Genomic DNA, 15,394 nt, shown 5'->3' on the forward strand with positions numbered 1-15,394 from the left:
CGCGACCGCATCGCGCCCCTCCACAGGTTCTCACCCGAAAGTTGACTCGATGACCACCCTCACCACCAGCGCCGGCATCGTCGACGCCGTTCCCACGAACCTGTGGCTCGGCGGCGTGCAGACCCCCGCCGAGAACGGTGCGACCTTCCCCGTGCGCAACCCCGCGACCGGCGAAGTCCTCACCCACGTCGCCGACGCGACCCCGGCCGACGGACTCCGGGCGCTCGATCTCGCAGTGGGAGTGCAGCGGGAGTGGGCGGCGACCCCGCCGCGCGATCGGGCCGAGATCCTGCGTGCCGCCTTCGAGTTGGTGCGACGGCGTGCCGAGGACTTCGCCACCGTCATGACCCTGGAGATGGGCAAGGCGATCGGCGAGGCGCGCGGCGAGGTCGCGTACGGCGCCGAGTACCTGCGCTGGTTCAGCGAGGAGGCCGTCCGCGTCGGCGGACGGTTCGGATCCGCGCCGGGTGGCAACGGGCGCATCCTCGTGACCAAGGTGCCGGTCGGGCCGGTCCTGGCGATCACGCCGTGGAACTTCCCTCTGGCCATGGGAACCCGCAAGATCGCACCCGCCCTCGCGGCCGGTTGCACGATCATCGTCAAACCGGCCGAGGAGACGCCGCTGACGATGCTGCTGCTCGGCGAGGTGTTCGCCGAGGCCGGTCTGCCGGAGGGCGTGCTGTCGATCCTGCCTACGTCGCAGGCGTCCGCGCTGTCCGGGCCGTTGATGGGCGATCCGAGACTGAGGAAGGTCACCTTCACCGGCTCCACGCCGGTCGGAAAGTTGTTGGTACGCAACTCCGCCGATCAGCTTCTGCGCACGTCGATGGAACTCGGCGGCAACGCCCCGTTCGTGGTGTTCGATGACGCCGACGTCGACGCCGCGGTGGACGGCGCGATGGCCGCGAAGATGCGCAACGGCGGGCAGGCGTGCACGGCCGCCAACCGCTTCTACGTGTCGAACGCCGTCGTCGAGGAGTTCACCGACAAACTGACCGCGCGCATCGCCGCGCTGCGCACCGGTCCGGGAGTGGACCCGAACACCGACATCGGGCCGCTGGTCAACGCGGACCAGCGGGACATGGTCGCGGGCCTGGTACGTGACGCCGTCGACCGCGGCGCGCGGGTGCGCACCGGCGGCTTCGCACCCGAGGGAGCCGGCCACTTCTACTCCCCCACGGTGCTCGACCGGATCCCCGACGATGCACGCGTACTGCGGGAGGAGATCTTCGGCCCGATCGCCGTCGTCGTCGGCTTCGACACCGAGGAGGAAGGCATCGCGGCCGCCAACGCGACCGAATACGGCCTGGCGTCGTACTTCTACACCCGCGATCTCGACCGCGCGATGCGCATCGCCGCCGCGCTGGACACGGGCATGGTCGCCGTCAACCGCGGCATCCTCTCCGACGCGGCGGCGCCGTTCGGTGGCGTCAAGCACTCGGGCTTCGGTCGTGAGGGCGGAACCGAGGGCATCGAGGAATACCTCGAAACCAAGTACATCGCGCTGTGACAGCGGCGGAGCATGCGACGGCGAGTACCGCGATCGCACGGTCCTGGCTCCTGGCCGCGGCCGTGGGCACCGACAGGCTGAGCGCCGCCGCCGCCGCGAAACCCGACTGCCTGATCGTCGACCTCGAGGACGGGGTCCCGTTCGCCCGCAAGGTCGAAGCGCGGGAAATCGCCCGGGAGTGGCTGCGCAGCAACCGATCCTGGGTGCGGATCAGTGACGTCACGTCGGAGCAGCATCTGCTCGACGTCGACGCGGTCCGGGGCGCGTCCGGGCTGCTCGGCGTGGTGCTCGCCAAGGCCGAGTCGGCGCAGGACGTGCTCCGCACGGCCCGGCTGCTGCCCGGTCTGCCGATCGTGCCGATGATCGAGTCGGCCCGCGCCCTCACTCGCGCGGTGGAGATCGCCGACGCGGAACCGGCGGTCCGACTCGCGTTCGGTGTAGGCGACTTCCGCCACGACACCGGCATCGCGGACACCGCCGTCGCGCTCACCCACGCCCGCTCGCAGCTGGTGGTCGCCAGTCGGGCCGCCGGACTACCCGGCCCGATCGACGGCCCCAGCGCGGGACCGGATTCGGTGCGTGCCGACACCCGGTTCGCCGCCGAACTCGGCATGACCGGAAAGCTCGCGGTGCGCCCGTCCGACACGGCGGTCGTCAACGACGCCCTGACACCGTCTGCCGACGACATCGCCGCCGCGACCGCGACGATCGACCGGCTCGGCGAGCACGGCGAACGTGTGGTCTCGGGTGCAGACATGCCGCGCCTGGCGGGCGCGAAGACGCTGCTGCACCGCGCCCGCCAGTTCGGCATCCCGGTCGGGGACTGAGCCGTCAGGCGCGCGCCGCTCACGCCCCCGGGCGGTAGCCGGCGGGATCGAGCGGGCCGGACACCGGGTGCGCCTGCTGGGTGCCGTCGGCGACCCGGTAGCTCGCCGCGTGCCGCACGGTTCCACGCGGATCCGTGGGATCGCTGACGAAGAACCAGTCCATCTGCGCCCCTTGCTTGTTCATCTCGAACACGCCGTAGCCGTGGGAGTCGAGTTCGACGTATCGGACGTGCCGGTTGAACGCCTTGAACGCCTCCTCGGCGGCAATGGTCGCGGTGCGCGGCGGCACACCCAGCGAGTCGTCGATGTTGGGGGACGTCACCGACGGCACCACGAACTCGGTGCCGACCGTTCCGGCACCGGGATAGTTCGCAGCATCCACCGGCAGGTCGCACGCCCACGACGTGTGGATGTCACCGGTGAGGAAGACGGCGTTGCGTACCCCGTTCGCGGTGATCGCGTCGAACAGACGACGCCGGTCCGCGGTGTAGCCGTCCCACTGATCGGTGTTGTACGGGATGCCCGCGTCGGGGACACCGATCATGTCGGTGATCGCCCCCATGGTGCGATGGTCGAGCGGCGGGAACACGCACGGCGTGATCATCACCGGGTTGCCGACGATCTTCCACTGCGTCGACGACGTGACGATGCCACTGGTGAGCCAATCCATTTGCGCGCGACCGGTGATGGTTCGGTCGGGGGAGTCGACGTTTCGCCATCCGGCGCCCGCGGTCGCCTGCTCGTCGCGGTAGGTACGCAGGTCGAGCATCGAGAGTTCGGCCAGATTGCCGAACCGGAAACGCCGGTACAGCGGGGTGTCCGGGCCGAAGCCGTCGACCCGCACCGGCATCCACTCGAAGTAGGCCCGCGCCGACGCCGCCTTGCGGGCACCCCAGTCGCCCTCGGTGGCGGGATCGTGGTTCTCGGCGCCGCCGTCGTACGAGTTGTCGGCCGATTCGTGGTCGTCCCACGTCGCGATGAACGGCACCTTCGCGTGCAGCGACATGAGATCGGGGTCGGTCTTGTACTGCGCGTGGCGGATCCGATAGTCGGCGAGCGAGACGATCTCGTGCGCCGGATCGTGCAGACGGACGGAACCGCCCCGCGCCCCGTACTCGCCGCGACCGTACTCGTAGATGTAGTCACCGAGGTGCAGGACGGCGTCGAGATCGTCGCGCTCGGCCAGGAACCGGTACGACGCGAAGTAGCCGGCCTCCCAGTTGGAGCACGAGACAACACCGAACCGCAGCCGTCCGAGGTCCGCGTCGGTGGCCGGTGCGGTGCGCGTGCGTCCGACCGGCGACGCCTGCCCGAGCGCCGCGAACCGGTAGTGGTAGCCGGTGCCGGGGCGCAACCCGGTGACATCGACCTTGACGGTGTGGTCGGTCTCGGGCCCCGCGTTCACGGCGCCGTCGCGGACGACATGCGCGAAGTCCGGGTCGGTGGCCACCTGCCAGGTCACCGGAACCGTCGGCCCCACACCCGAACCCGGCAGCGCGTCGGCTGCCGGAGTGATCCGGGTCCAGATGATCACGCGGTCGGGGAGCGGATCACCGGACGCCACACCGTGGACGAATCCGGGTGCCGGTACGCCCGCCGACGCGCGGCCCGCGGCCGCGACGGCAACACCGGCACCCGCCAGTACGACCGAGCCGCGCAGGAGTCCCCGCCGGCTCACCACTCCGGAAATGCTGTTCTCGAACACCACTGGATCACAACGAATCTCGGACGCTCGTTCAACTCGGATCGGGAGATGTACCGAGTTGTTCATCGATTGTTCCGTCCACGTTCCATGCAGCGACAGGAGCGGCGACGATTCCGGCGGATCACCTCATCGGGCGCGACCCTCGCCGGTGCACGACGCCGCGGGCGACCAGTTCGATGGCGACCGCCACCGCACACGTCTGCGCCAGCAGCACGCCGACGAGCACCAGGATCTGCACCGCTCCCGCCTGGACGGCCGAGCCGGTGGCCAGCAGCACGCCGACGAATGCGCCCGGAAGAGTCACCAGGCCCACCGTCCGCGTCTGATCGAGCCCGGGCAGCAGGGCGTCGGAGGCGGACGGCCCGACCACCTCCATGTGCGCGTCCCGCACGCTGAATCCGAGGCTCAGGCCGGCCTCCACCTCGCCGCGCCGCAGGTCGATCGCGTCGAGACCGCGCTTGGCGGCGAGGGCCGTCGCGGTCATCGCGTTGCCGAGCATGATGCCCCCGATCGGCACGAGCGCCACCCCCTGCAACGGCACCACCCCACTGATCAGCATCAGCGGAAGGACGACGCCGACGCCGCATCCCAGCGCCACCGCGAGCCACGCCGCGGACCGCCCGGCCCGCGCACGGCGGCCGGCGGTGACCGCGGCCGCCACGAACATCACGGCCAGAACCAGCAACGACGACCACAGGTGCGCGAGCGCCGCGGCCAGGATCAGCGATATCGCCGCCAACTGCAGCGCGCCACGGGCCGCGGCCCACGGCGCGGTGAGCGGGTTGCCGAGCCCGGCGAAGCGGTACACGACGGCCGCGCACCCGACCATGACCACGCACAGGACGAACAGCGCGAGGCCGGGGTTCGCGAGCGAGCTGGTCACGGGTCGGTGGCCTTCGGCAGGAAGTCGTCCGCGAAATCCTCGCCGGAGAGGGCCGCGTCGACACGGGCCCGGATATAACCCCCGGTCATCGGGCAGTCGCGCGCCCGGTCGGTACGGCAGCCGAGCATGTGCTCGAGCACCGCGACCGCCCTGGACAGGTTGCTGATGCGCTCACGCATCCGGGCAGCCTGGTCCTCGATCAACCGGCTGCGGTCCGCCACCGTGTCCGATTCGACGATCGCCTGTGTATCGGTGAGCGACAGCATGCCGTCCTCGTGCCACAGCTGGATGTAGGCGAGCCGCCCCAGGTCGTCGCGGCTGTAATAGCGGACCCGACCGCGACGCTCGGACGCCTCGATGAGACCGCGTTCCTCGTAGTACCGCAGCGCCGGCACGGACAGGCCGAAGGCCCGCGCGACGTCGGAAATCGAGAAGAGGTCGTCGGGCATGCGACACCTCCGACTTGCGCTCAAGCCCACTTGAGTGTGGACGCTGTGAGCCTACTCCTCGGAAAGGAACGCTCAGTGCAGCCTCTGCAGACCGGTGCCGCACCGGCGGCAACCTCCCGGGCAGGTGTCGGCACCTCGACGGTGCTGCTCGTTGCCGGTTTCGTCCTGATCAGCGCGAACACCCGCGTGGCTTTCGGCCAGATCGGCCCGCTGGCCCCGGTCGCCGGGTTCGACGCGTCCACCGTGACGCTGCTCGGACTGATCCCGCCGCTGGTCATGGGACTCTTCGCGCCACTCGCCGTCCTCGCCCGCAGACACCTCGGCGAGGAGCGCGCCCTGTTCGCCGCCAGTGCCTTGCTCCTCGCCGGGGCGCTGGTCCGGATGGCAGGGATGCCCGGATTGATCGTCGGCACCGTCGTCGTCAGCGTTGCGACCGCGGTGGTGAACGTGCTCGTTCCGGTGTTCGTGCGCAAGCGATTCGCGCCAGAGCGGACAGGCGTGATGATGGGCGTCTACGCGATGTCGATGGGCGCCGGATCGGCCGTGATCGCGGCGCTGATGATCCCGGTGTGGCGAGCGTCGGGCGAATCCTGGCCACCGGCAATCGGACTCGCCGTGATTCCTGCCGTCCTGGCGCTCGCCGGCACGGTCCCGCAACTGCGGCACGCGCCCCAGCCCGACGCCCACGCGGCGACGTCGGATCATGACCGGCCGCGGGTGCTGCGCACGTGGACGGCGTGGAGTCTGACGGTCTTCTTCGGCATCCAGACGCTGCTGTTCTACGCGACGCTCGCGTGGCTGCCCTCGATCCTGGTCGCTGCCGGGGTCTCGAACGGGACCGCGGGAAACATGCAGGCGCTGTTCATCGTCGGCGTCGCCGCGGGTGGGCTGGTGGCGCCGATCCTCGCTGCCGCGAGCGTCGACCAGCGCCCTCACATCCTGGCGATCGTCGCCGTGTGCGCCGCGGGCTTCGCGGGCCTGCTGATCGCACCCGGCACGGCCCCCGTCGCGTGGGCGTTGATCCTCGGTGTCGGACTCGGCGCCGGTCAGGCCGTCGCAGGTGTGCTGTACGCCCGGCGCGGGCGCACGCCCGACCACGTGGCCGTGCTGTCGACCGTGGCCCAGACGGGCGGCTACCTCATCGCGGCCACCGGCCCGATCCTCGCGTCGTGGCTGCACGGCCGCACCGGATCGTGGACCGTCCCGCTCGGGGCATTCCTCACCCTGCTCGCCGTCAATGCAGTGGCGAGCATGCGGGCGGGATACGACCGGGCGGGACGAGCGGTGTCAGGGTAGGACGAAACAGGCAGGGCCCAGGGGAATCCCCGTGCCGACCTGAACGGTGACGTCCGGGCCACCCGCTGAGGTCTGGTACGCCATGATCCGATGGCCTCCGGTGGCATGCGGGATCCACGCGACGGTGGCCGTGCCGTCGATAACCCGGGCGAGATGTCCCGGCAGAACCGTCGAGGCCGTCTGGAAATCGTAGAAGGACACCGGTGCGGGATTGTCGACTGCCGCAGTGAGCGCGTAGATGCAGTTGGTGCCGAACCGCTGCTCGAATCCCCCGTCCGGGGTCCATGTGTAGCTCAAGCCGGGGTTCGCATCGACCCGGGTGACATCGGCTGCGGCGGTGGGCACTCCCAGCCCGAGGGCGGTGAAGCCCGTCACGGAGAGGACGACACCGACCGACCGTTTCGTTAGGTTCATGCCCCTTGCATCGCATTGTGCGGCGGCCCGCATTACAGGACATGAACACTTCGTTGAGAACATATTGATTGACAACAAGATGTTCACTTGGAACCCTGGAGGCATGTCCGACGAGCAATTCACTCCCCCCAACCCCAGCCGCGAGCGCGCACACCGCGAGTACGCCGGACTGTTCCGGATCGCCGAACGGCACGGCGCCACACCCGAACAACGCGCGAGGCAGTCCCACCCCGAGATGCTCGACCCCCTGGGCGCGATTCGCATCGTCGCCGCGATCGCCGGTGGTGTGCACACACCGGATGCCGGGGAACCGGAGATCGACGACGCCGACATCACCGCCGCGCTCGGCCTGATCCCCAAGGCGCGGGCCGAGATGGACCAACTCGAGGCGCTACTCCTGGGCATCGCCCGGCAGCGCGGAATGACGTGGCAGGAGATCGCTTTCGGCCTGGGCCTGGGCAGCACCCAGGCGGCGCGACAGCGGTACGACCGACTGGTGAAGCGCACCTGACTCCGACATGGTTCGGGCCCGAAGCCCACAGCGGCTTCGGGCCCGAACGTGCGCTGGCGCTGCGCTGCTCAGATGAACAAGGCAGCGACGCCGGCGACACCGGCGACCAGTCCGATGACCGTCGAGATCAGCGTCGCGCCTGCTGCAACCTTGCCGAGATCCGCTGCGGAAGAACCCATTTGATACCCCTTACTCCCTTGAAGCGATGCTTCTCCTGGATCGCCGTTGTCGGCGCCACTGCATATCTAACGGACCGGACGACCGTGTTCCAAGGGGTCATCCACGGAATCGGCCAGCCCTTACAGAAAAGAAACGCGGAGTGCGGCGTACGTAAAAACAGCGACACCCGGCGTTAACAAGCGGCCCCGCGCACCCGCAAGTCACGGGCCAGGTGATCGCGCTGCTCGAGCACCAAACGACGCAATGCGGCCGGAACATCCGGGTTTGCCGACAACCACGAGTCCACCGCATCGAGGGAGTCCGACGCCGGGAAGAGTCCGAGCACGATCCGGCGAGCGATCTCGATGCTGCGTTGCGCCCACACCGTGCTGATCGCCGTGAAGTAGGCGTCGTCGTACCCGGCGATCAGGTCGCGCCGCTCACCCGCCCGGAATCCGGCGATGACGGCATCGAGGTGGTCGTTGCTGAGCGCCGTGTCCTCGAGCGCCGACGTCCAGGCCCGCGCCTTGACCCCCGCGTCGGGGCGGGCCGCGAGGGCGCGCAGGTGGGCCGTGCGACCGGACGCCGTGTCGTCACGCGCCAGTTCCACGTCCAGCGCGTCCGGATCGGCGTGCCCCGTCGCGGACAGCGCCGTCCACAGCGCCCACCGCAGGTCCGGATCCAACGGCAGCCCGTCCGGCGCCGGCCGGTCGCCATCGAGGATCGCCCGGATGTCGGCGGCGTGGTGGTCATCGACCACCGCCGCGGACGCGGCCGCGCGGGCCCAGGCCAGCTGGCCACCCGAACCGGGGTCGGCGTCGTGTGTTGCCGCCCAGCACGTCTCGAGCCACTCCCGACGCCGGCGGTCCCGGCTGTCGACGGGTAGGTAGTGCCCGATCGCGAACGACGCGTTCGCCAGGACCGCGGTCAGGAGCGCAGTGTTGGCCTCCGCCGGCGCGAAGGCGCGGGCCATCGCCAGATACCGCTCGGGGTCGAGGTCGCCGTCACGGGTGGCGTTCCACAGCGCCGACCAGATCAGGCCGCGGGCCAACGGGTCCACGACCCGGTCCAGCGAGCGTTCCACCGTCTCGAGCGACCCGGCGTCGAGTCGCACCTTCGCGTACGTGAGGTCGCCGTCGTTGAGCAGGCGCAGGGGAGCCGCGGACAGTTCGACGGGCGTGCGCTCCGCGACCACGTCCAACTCCACCCGGTCCCGCCGAACGAGGTTACCGGCGTCGTCGACGTCGTAGAGTCCTACCGCCAGCCGGTGTGGGCGCGGATCGGTCTGGACGATCTCGTATCCCCCGCCGGCCTCGAGGCTCAGCGTCGACACCCCGGTGGTCTGCAGCCAGGCCTGCGCCCACGCAGCCAGGTCCCGCCCCGACGCCGCCGACAGTTCGGTCAACAGGTCGGCGAGAGTGGTGTTACCGAAGGCATGTTCGCGGAAGTATCGGCGCGCGCCCTCGAAGAACGCCTCCCGCCCGACGTAGGCGACCAGTTGCTTGAGGACGCTCGCGCCCTTCGCGTAGGTGATGCCGTCGAAGTTGAGCTTGGCGGCCTCGAGGTCGACGATGTCGGCCACGATCGGATGCGTCGTCGGCAGCTGATCCTGCGAATATGCCCACGCCTTACGACGATTCGCGAACGCGACCCACGCGTCGACCCATTCGGTGGCCTCGGCGCTCGCGAGGGCACCCATGTAGTCGGCGAAGGACTCCTTGAGCCACAGATCGTCCCACCACACCATCGTCACGAGATCGCCGAACCACATGTGCGCCATCTCGTGGAGGATCGTGTTCGCCCGCGCCTCGTACTGCGCGGCCGTCGCCGCGCCGCGGAAGACGTACGCCTCGGTGAAGGTGACGCAGCCGGGATTCTCCATCGCACCCAGGTTGTACTCGGGCACGAACACCTGGTCGTACTTGCCCCAGGGGTACGGGTATTCGAAGTGCTCGGCGAAGAAGTCGAGGCCCTGCTTCGTCACCTCGAAGATGGTGTCGGCGTCCAGGTACCGCGCGAGCGACGCCCGGCACAACACTCCCAGCGGCACCTCGAGATCGCCTCGGTTCCAGACGGATTCGACGTGGTGGTACGGACCGGCGACGATCGCGGTGATGTACGTGGAGATTGGCAGGGTGGGCGAGAACTCCACCGCCTGACGCTCCCCGTCGTCCTCGACCACCGCAGCGGGCCGGTTCGACACCACCTCCCACCCGGTGGGTGCGGTGACCGCGAACGTGAACGGCGCCTTCATGTCCGGCTGTTCGAAGCAGGCGAACACCCGGCGCGCGTCCGACGGCTCGTACTGCGTGTAGAGGTAGGTCTGACCGTCGACCGGGTCGTGGAACCGGTGCAGCCCCTCGCCGGACCGGCTGTACTCGCCGACGGCGCTCACCACGACCGTGTTCGACCGCCGCAACCCGTGCAGCGGGACGCGCGCGCCGTCGTACTCGACGTCGACGAACTGACCGTTGACGATCACGGACCGGATCTCGAGTCCGATGAAGTCGAGCCAGGTCTCTGCGACGGTCGCGTCGAACTCCACCGTCGTGGTGGTCAGGAATCCAGCCTCGGACTGGTCCGGCGCGGCCGACACGTCGAGTTCGACGCGGTAGGAGCGGACGGTCACCGCCGCGGATCGCGCGGCGGTCTCGGCACGGGTCAGGTTCGCGATACTCACACCCCGATCCTGCCAGCCGCGAGTAGAGTCCGAATGATCTCCGGTCAACCACACCGAACGGGGTTCGCCATGTCAGGACTTTTCGAAGGCACGACGGTGGTCGATCGTCCCATCGACGAGGTTTTCCAGTTTCTCGCGGCCGGCACCAATGACCCCAAGTTCAGTCCGCGGGTGCAGAAGATCGTCCAGAAGACCCCGGGTCCGCCCGGCGTCGGAACCGTCTTCGCCAGCACCGTCAAGGATGCCGGAATGACCACCGAGCGCGAATTCGAGATCACCGAGTTCGACGCACCGCGCCGCATCCGGTGGGCCGAGCGGTCGAAGAACATCGTGACGGCGGTCGAGGGCGGATACGACCTGGAGGCGTCCGGCAACGGCGCGACGAAGGTGACGATCTTCAACGTGCTGGCGGGACACGGGATCGGCAAGCTCGTCGCACCGCTCGCGCTGCGTGCCGCGCGAAAGGACGCCCCGGCGTTCGCGTTACGGATCAAGTCGGCGATCGAGGGCTGATCGACCTCGATCCTTCCCTGTCGCCGGACGGCGGCTGCCGCCGTAGCATCGGGGGCAGCCGAACGATCGTGGGAAGGTACGCCATGGACACACCCGTCAGGACCGAGATCGACCCCGCGGCAGGCGTCGCCACCGTCGTCCTGGGTCGCCCCGATCAACGGAACCCGCTGTCCGTCAACATGATGCGCGGCGTGACCGCGGCGCTGCGGACATTCGCCGACGACGAATCGGTGCGGGTGGTGGTGATCGCCGCGGACGGTCCGGCGTTCTCGGCCGGGCACGACCTGTCGGAGATGATCGACCGCGACATCGAGGACGAGCGAGTGATCTTCGAGGTGTGCACCGAGATGATGGACACGGTCCAGGAGATCCCGCAGCCGGTGATCGCCGCCGTCCAGGGCCCGGCGATCGCCGCGGGATGCCAGCTGGCCGCATCGTGCGACCTGGTGGTGGCGTCGTCGAACGCCGTCTTCGGGACGCCGGGGGTGCGGATCGGATTGTTCTGCTCCACCCCGATGGTCGCGCTCAGCCGCTCGGTCGGACGCAAGCGCGCGATGCAGATGCTGCTCACCGGCGAGACCATCGACGCCGCCACCGCCGCCGAGTGGGGGCTGGTCAATATCGTTGCGCCGCCGTACCAACTGGACGCTCGTGTACATGAGTTGGCGGCGCGGATCGCCGAGGCCAGCCCGCTCACGCTGGCGATCGGCAAGCAGGCCTTCTACCGGCAGATCGACCTCCCGCAGGACGAGGCGTACGAGCTGATGACCGAGACGATGGCAACCAACGCCGTCACCTTCGACGCCCAGGAAGGAATGAGTGCCTTCCTCGAGAAGCGAAAGCCGTTGTGGAAGGGCAAATGAGACGATCCCGGGGAAGCAAGCTCGACACGCGGGGCGCAGTTGACGCGCGCGCGGGCGCTTCCCGTTCTAGCCTGAGGTTCATCCCAGCCTGACGTTTCATTCCGGGTACCCGCGAGAGAGAGGCACATCCATGGCATTGCCCACCTTGACCCCCGAACAGCGCGCCGCCGCCCTCGAGAAGGCTGCCGCGTCCCGCAAGGCGCGGTCCGAACTGAGAGAAGGTCTCAAGTCGGGCAAGCTCACCCTCGTGGAAGTGCTCGACAAGGCGGACACCGACGAACTGGTCGGTAAGACGAAGGTGCTGTACCTGCTCGAATCCCTGCCGAAGGTCGGCAAGATCAAGGCACGCGACATCGCCGAATCCGTCGGCATCGCCGAGACCCGTCGCGTCTCCGGCCTCGGCGCCCGTCAGCGCGCCGACCTGATCGCCAAGCTCAGCAGCTGACCACCCTCAGCGCGAACGCAGCGACCCGCACCCGACGGTGCGGGTCGCTGCGTGTCCACCGCCGTCAGGCTCGCACCACTCCGGCGACCGGGGCGTAGTCACACCAAAAGCCCGGCAGATGCCGCAATTCGCACAATTCGCCTGAACGTGACGGGACGTAGTTCAGGCCAACAGAATCCGTGCGATCACGACCTGCTCCCGGTCCAGGCGCCGTGCGCCGTCCTCGATGTCCCACAGACCGTTCTGCAGGATCCGTCCCAGGGTCCAGGCACGGGCGCGGTCCCGGTCCAGTTCGAGCACCTCGGTCATGAGGTCGAACCGCCAGCGGATCTCGTCGGGTGCGAAACGATTGGTCAAGGCGGGCAGCAGTTCGAATCCCGGGTCGCCGGCGAGCGGCTTGGGATCGATCGCGAGCCACGGCTCTCGCTCCGATGCGAGGACGTTGTCGTAGTGCAGATCCCAGTGCAGCAACCGGTTGCCGGACGCGCTCGCCACCTCTCGCACCGCCGCCGTGCAATCGGCGAGCACCCGCCGATCCTCCGGATCCTGCAGGCGACCGGATGCGGCCGGGGTGTCGTCCAGCATGGCGGCGGCAACGTCCCCGAGTCGGCGCATGCCCTCCGGCGCGGTGTGCGCGGTCAGCCGGGCCAGTAGTTCCGCGAGGGTCTGTACCGCGACGCGGGAGTCGACGACGCTCGACAGGTGCCGGGAGGAGTCGAGCCGCTCGAGGAGCATCGCGCCGGTGTCGTCGTCGTGCGAGAGCAGGCGCACGGCGCCGGAGCCGTCCCAGGCCCGCAGCGCCGCCGCCTCGCCGATCGTCTCCTCGTCCACCGCCTGCAGCTTCAGGACGGCCTCGTCGCCGCGGCGATCACGAACGGGCAGCACCAGCGCGGACCACCCGTGCATCGGCGCTCCGGTCGGGGTGAGGTTCCACCGTTCGAGCATCACGTCGACGAGCCGGGGAAGAGCGTCGACGAACGCGCGGCCGGCCGCACCGCCGTGCTTGTGCTGCATGGCCACGAGCGCGGCGGGTACCTCGATCATGTCCCGACCGTATCCGGTGGCGCTCAGTGCAGCAGCTCAGTGCAGCCGATCCGCCCAGTCGGCGGGAACCCGCTCGGCCGGGCCGGGTGTCGTCTGGTCGATCGGATGGTGTTGCGGGGGTGCCAGTTCCGGCCCCTCGGCAAAGTCCTGGGTGCGGTAGTCCCAGAACCACTCCTCGCCGGGTTCGAAGCTGCGGATGATCGGATGCCCGGTCGCCGCGGCGTGCGCGCTCGCATGCCGGCCGGGGGACGAGTCGCAGCAGCCGATGTGGCCGCACGCAGCACAGCGGCGCAGGTGGAACCACCACCCGCCCGCCACGTCGCACTCGGTGCACCCGGCGCCACTCGGCGGTGCGCTCGGATCGATGTCGGACGTCTCGTTCACGGGTACCTCCTCGACCGGTAGGCGTCCTGCGGGCCCGGTCCCATTGTTCCGCGCCCCGACGCTGTCCGGACGCCTGTTCGAAGTTGTCGCGCCATCGACGCCCGTCGGGATACCGTGCAGTACAGAAGTGGTTCACCCCGTACCCCGGAGGATGCGATGAGCCCCGAGCACCCCGCCGGTTCGACCGGACCCGGACCGGCCGGACCCGAGCACGTCGACGTCCTCCTCGTCGGCGCCGGCCTGTCCGGGATCGGGGTGGCGGCTCGCCTGCGCCGCAAACACCCCGACCGGTCGCTACTGCTCCTCGAGGCCCGCGCCTCGTCCGGCGGCACGTGGGACCTGTTCCGCTACCCGGGGATCCGCTCAGACTCCGACGTCCAGACCTACGGGTACGACTTCAAGCCGTGGCGGGGCCGCAAGGCACTGGCACCGGCCGGCGACATCCTCGACTACATCCGCGAGACCGCCCGCGAGTACGACATCGAACGGCGCATCCGTTACAACCACAAGGTGATTCGTGCGGATTGGTCGCCGGCCGATGCGCGGTGGACGGTCACGGCCCGACTCGGGGACAGCGGCGACACGGTGACGTACACGGCGAACTGGTTCTTCTGCGCCAGTGGGTACTACAACTACGACGGGGGCTACAGCCCCCAATTTCCGGGCGGCGACCGGTTCCACGGCCTGATCGTGCACCCCCAGCAGTGGCCCGAGGACCTGGACTACGCGGGCAAACGCGTGGTCGTCATCGGCTCCGGTGCCACCGCCGTCACGCTCATTCCGGCGATGGCCGACGCCACCGCACACGTCACGATGCTCCAACGGTCGCCGTCGTACGTCATCCCGCTGCCCGCTGAGGATGCGCTTGCCGGCGTCTTCCGGCGCGTCCTCGGCGACGAACGCGGCTATCGGCTCACCCGGAAGAAGAACATCGCGCAGAACGTCTGGATCTACAAGCTCTGTCAGCGCTTTCCCCGCCAGGCGCGCGCGGTCATCCGCCGGTTGAACAAGCGACTGCTCCCGCCCGGCTTCGACGTCGACACGCACTTCAACCCCCGGTACGACCCGTGGGACCAGCGCCTGTGCGTCGTGCCCGGCGGCGACCTGTTCAAGACCATCCGGAACGGGAAGGCGTCGGTCGTCACCGAGACCATCGACACCTTCACCGAGACGGGGATCGCCCTCGCGTCCGGCAGGCACCTCGACGCCGACATCATCATCACCGCGACCGGCCTCGATCTCCTTGCCCTGGGCGGCATCGAACTCCGGGTCGACGGCGAACCCGTCGACATCACGAAACGACTGGCGTTCAAGGGCACGATGCTCTCCGACATCCCCAACTTCTCGTTCGCGGTCGGGTACACCAACGCCCCGTGGACACTGAAGGTAGACCTCGTCGCCGACTACCTGTGCCGCCTGTTCACCGAGATGGACCGCCGCGGCGCGGCCGTCGCGGTCGCCGAGAACCACCGGCCCGACATGCAGACCCGGCCGCTGCTCGACTTCGCCGCCGGATACGTCCAGCGGTCCCTGGACCTGTGGCCGCAGGCCGGCACCGAGGACCCGTGGAACCTGCAGATGGACTACTACAAGGACGTCGTCGTGCTGCGGGACACCCCGGTCGACGACGGGACGCTGACGTTCTCGCGGGCCGAGCCGACGTCGGCGAAGTCGGGCGGCGACCTCGTCAGCCCGGACTGACCTGCCCGGC

Annotated in this window: 15 protein-coding genes; 8 read left to right on the forward strand and 7 right to left on the reverse strand. The window is 69.3% G+C overall.

The window, feature by feature from the left end; genetic code table 11:
* The first annotated feature begins 49 nt into the window (after positions 1-49).
* The gene (locus tag ACQ5DX_RS22900; protein WP_430334770.1) at positions 50-1,510 is read left to right on the forward strand and encodes an NAD-dependent succinate-semialdehyde dehydrogenase; all 1,461 of its coding nucleotides are present in this window, start codon (positions 50-52) and stop codon (positions 1,508-1,510) included.
* Positions 1,507-2,337 (forward strand): HpcH/HpaI aldolase/citrate lyase family protein, encoded by an 831-nt coding sequence (locus tag ACQ5DX_RS22905; protein ID WP_430334771.1) that lies wholly within the window; start codon positions 1,507-1,509, stop codon positions 2,335-2,337. Before ACQ5DX_RS22900 ends, ACQ5DX_RS22905 begins: the two co-directional genes overlap by 4 nt.
* A 19-nt stretch (positions 2,338-2,356) precedes the next feature.
* Here ACQ5DX_RS22905 and ACQ5DX_RS22910 read toward each other — a convergent pair whose 3' ends face one another.
* The 3 genes from ACQ5DX_RS22910 to ACQ5DX_RS22920 form a co-directional block, all read right to left on the reverse strand.
* Positions 2,357-4,042, reverse strand: a complete 1,686-nt coding sequence (locus ACQ5DX_RS22910) for an alkaline phosphatase D family protein (protein WP_430334772.1) — start codon at positions 4,040-4,042, stop codon at positions 2,357-2,359.
* Between the two features lie 121 nt (positions 4,043-4,163).
* A complete protein-coding gene (locus ACQ5DX_RS22915; protein ID WP_430334773.1) occupies positions 4,164-4,925 on the reverse strand; it encodes an ABC transporter permease in 762 nt (253 codons plus the stop codon).
* Positions 4,922-5,374: a MerR family transcriptional regulator gene (locus tag ACQ5DX_RS22920; protein ID WP_430334774.1), complete on the reverse strand. Its 453-nt coding sequence runs from the start codon at positions 5,372-5,374 to the stop codon at positions 4,922-4,924. The genes ACQ5DX_RS22915 and ACQ5DX_RS22920 overlap by 4 nt, the downstream gene beginning before the upstream one ends.
* Before the next feature lie 75 nt (positions 5,375-5,449).
* Here ACQ5DX_RS22920 and ACQ5DX_RS22925 point away from each other — a divergent pair, with 75 nt between their 5' ends.
* Positions 5,450-6,670 carry an MFS transporter gene (locus ACQ5DX_RS22925; RefSeq protein WP_430334775.1) on the forward strand — a complete coding sequence of 407 codons (1,221 nt, stop codon included), beginning with the start codon at positions 5,450-5,452 and terminating at the stop codon, positions 6,668-6,670.
* On the opposite strand, the gene ACQ5DX_RS22930 is transcribed toward ACQ5DX_RS22925, so the two are convergent.
* Positions 6,662-7,084: a hypothetical protein gene (locus ACQ5DX_RS22930; RefSeq protein ID WP_430334776.1), complete on the reverse strand. Its 423-nt coding sequence runs from the start codon at positions 7,082-7,084 to the stop codon at positions 6,662-6,664. The genes ACQ5DX_RS22925 and ACQ5DX_RS22930 overlap by 9 nt on opposite strands.
* Before the next feature lie 103 nt (positions 7,085-7,187).
* Between ACQ5DX_RS22930 and ACQ5DX_RS22935 the strand changes: the two genes are divergently transcribed.
* On the forward strand, positions 7,188-7,595 hold the full coding sequence (locus ACQ5DX_RS22935) for a DNA-binding protein (protein WP_430334777.1): 408 nt from the start codon (positions 7,188-7,190) through the stop codon (positions 7,593-7,595).
* A gap of 352 nt (positions 7,596-7,947) precedes the next feature.
* Here the strand turns inward: ACQ5DX_RS22935 and pepN are convergent, their stop codons facing one another.
* Positions 7,948-10,434 (reverse strand): aminopeptidase N, encoded by a 2,487-nt coding sequence (pepN, locus tag ACQ5DX_RS22940; RefSeq protein WP_430334778.1) that lies wholly within the window; start codon positions 10,432-10,434, stop codon positions 7,948-7,950.
* Positions 10,435-10,503: 69 nt separating this feature from the next.
* On the opposite strand from pepN, the gene ACQ5DX_RS22945 reads away from it, so the two are divergent.
* From ACQ5DX_RS22945 to mihF, 3 genes are all read left to right on the forward strand, one after another.
* Complete coding sequence (locus ACQ5DX_RS22945) at positions 10,504-10,947, forward strand: SRPBCC family protein (protein ID WP_430334779.1); 444 nt, start codon at positions 10,504-10,506, stop codon at positions 10,945-10,947.
* Between the two features lie 83 nt (positions 10,948-11,030).
* Entirely contained in the window at positions 11,031-11,810 is a 780-nt protein-coding gene (locus tag ACQ5DX_RS22950) for an enoyl-CoA hydratase (RefSeq protein ID WP_430334780.1), read from the forward strand.
* Between the two features lie 130 nt (positions 11,811-11,940).
* On the forward strand, positions 11,941-12,255 hold the full coding sequence (gene mihF, locus ACQ5DX_RS22955; RefSeq protein ID WP_005516808.1) for an integration host factor, actinobacterial type: 315 nt from the start codon (positions 11,941-11,943) through the stop codon (positions 12,253-12,255).
* Between the two features lie 162 nt (positions 12,256-12,417).
* Here mihF and ACQ5DX_RS22960 read toward each other — a convergent pair whose 3' ends face one another.
* Both ACQ5DX_RS22960 and ACQ5DX_RS22965 read right to left on the reverse strand, forming a co-directional pair.
* Positions 12,418-13,299: an aminoglycoside phosphotransferase family protein gene (locus tag ACQ5DX_RS22960; RefSeq protein ID WP_430334781.1), complete on the reverse strand. Its 882-nt coding sequence runs from the start codon at positions 13,297-13,299 to the stop codon at positions 12,418-12,420.
* A 36-nt stretch (positions 13,300-13,335) separates the two neighbouring features.
* The gene (locus ACQ5DX_RS22965) at positions 13,336-13,683 is read right to left on the reverse strand and encodes a UBP-type zinc finger domain-containing protein (protein WP_430334782.1); all 348 of its coding nucleotides are present in this window, start codon (positions 13,681-13,683) and stop codon (positions 13,336-13,338) included.
* A gap of 156 nt (positions 13,684-13,839) precedes the next feature.
* Between ACQ5DX_RS22965 and ACQ5DX_RS22970 the strand changes: the two genes are divergently transcribed.
* Entirely contained in the window at positions 13,840-15,384 is a 1,545-nt protein-coding gene (locus ACQ5DX_RS22970) for a flavin-containing monooxygenase (protein WP_430334783.1), read from the forward strand.
* The last annotated feature ends 10 nt before the right edge of the window (positions 15,385-15,394 follow it).

Origin of the sequence: Rhodococcus sp. ACT016, from assembly GCF_050477185.1 — a bacterium.
GTDB lineage: Bacteria > Actinomycetota > Actinomycetes > Mycobacteriales > Mycobacteriaceae > Prescottella.

What these genes read in the sequence shown, in the direction of transcription:
- ACQ5DX_RS22900 (WP_430334770.1), top strand. Translation starts at nt 50, where the DNA reads ATGACCACCCTCACCACCAGCGCCGGCATCGTCGACGCCGTTCCCACG.
- ACQ5DX_RS22920 (WP_430334774.1), bottom strand. Translation starts at nt 5,374, where the DNA reads ATGCCCGACGACCTCTTCTCGATTTCCGACGTCGCGCGGGCCTTCGGC.
- ACQ5DX_RS22930 (WP_430334776.1), bottom strand. Translation starts at nt 7,084, where the DNA reads ATGAACCTAACGAAACGGTCGGTCGGTGTCGTCCTCTCCGTGACGGGC.
- ACQ5DX_RS22935 (WP_430334777.1), top strand. Translation starts at nt 7,188, where the DNA reads ATGTCCGACGAGCAATTCACTCCCCCCAACCCCAGCCGCGAGCGCGCA.
- ACQ5DX_RS22945 (WP_430334779.1), top strand. Translation starts at nt 10,504, where the DNA reads ATGTCAGGACTTTTCGAAGGCACGACGGTGGTCGATCGTCCCATCGAC.
- ACQ5DX_RS22950 (WP_430334780.1), top strand. Translation starts at nt 11,031, where the DNA reads ATGGACACACCCGTCAGGACCGAGATCGACCCCGCGGCAGGCGTCGCC.
- mihF (WP_005516808.1), top strand. Translation starts at nt 11,941, where the DNA reads ATGGCATTGCCCACCTTGACCCCCGAACAGCGCGCCGCCGCCCTCGAG.
- ACQ5DX_RS22960 (WP_430334781.1), bottom strand. Translation starts at nt 13,299, where the DNA reads ATGATCGAGGTACCCGCCGCGCTCGTGGCCATGCAGCACAAGCACGGC.
- ACQ5DX_RS22970 (WP_430334783.1), top strand. Translation starts at nt 13,840, where the DNA reads ATGAGCCCCGAGCACCCCGCCGGTTCGACCGGACCCGGACCGGCCGGA.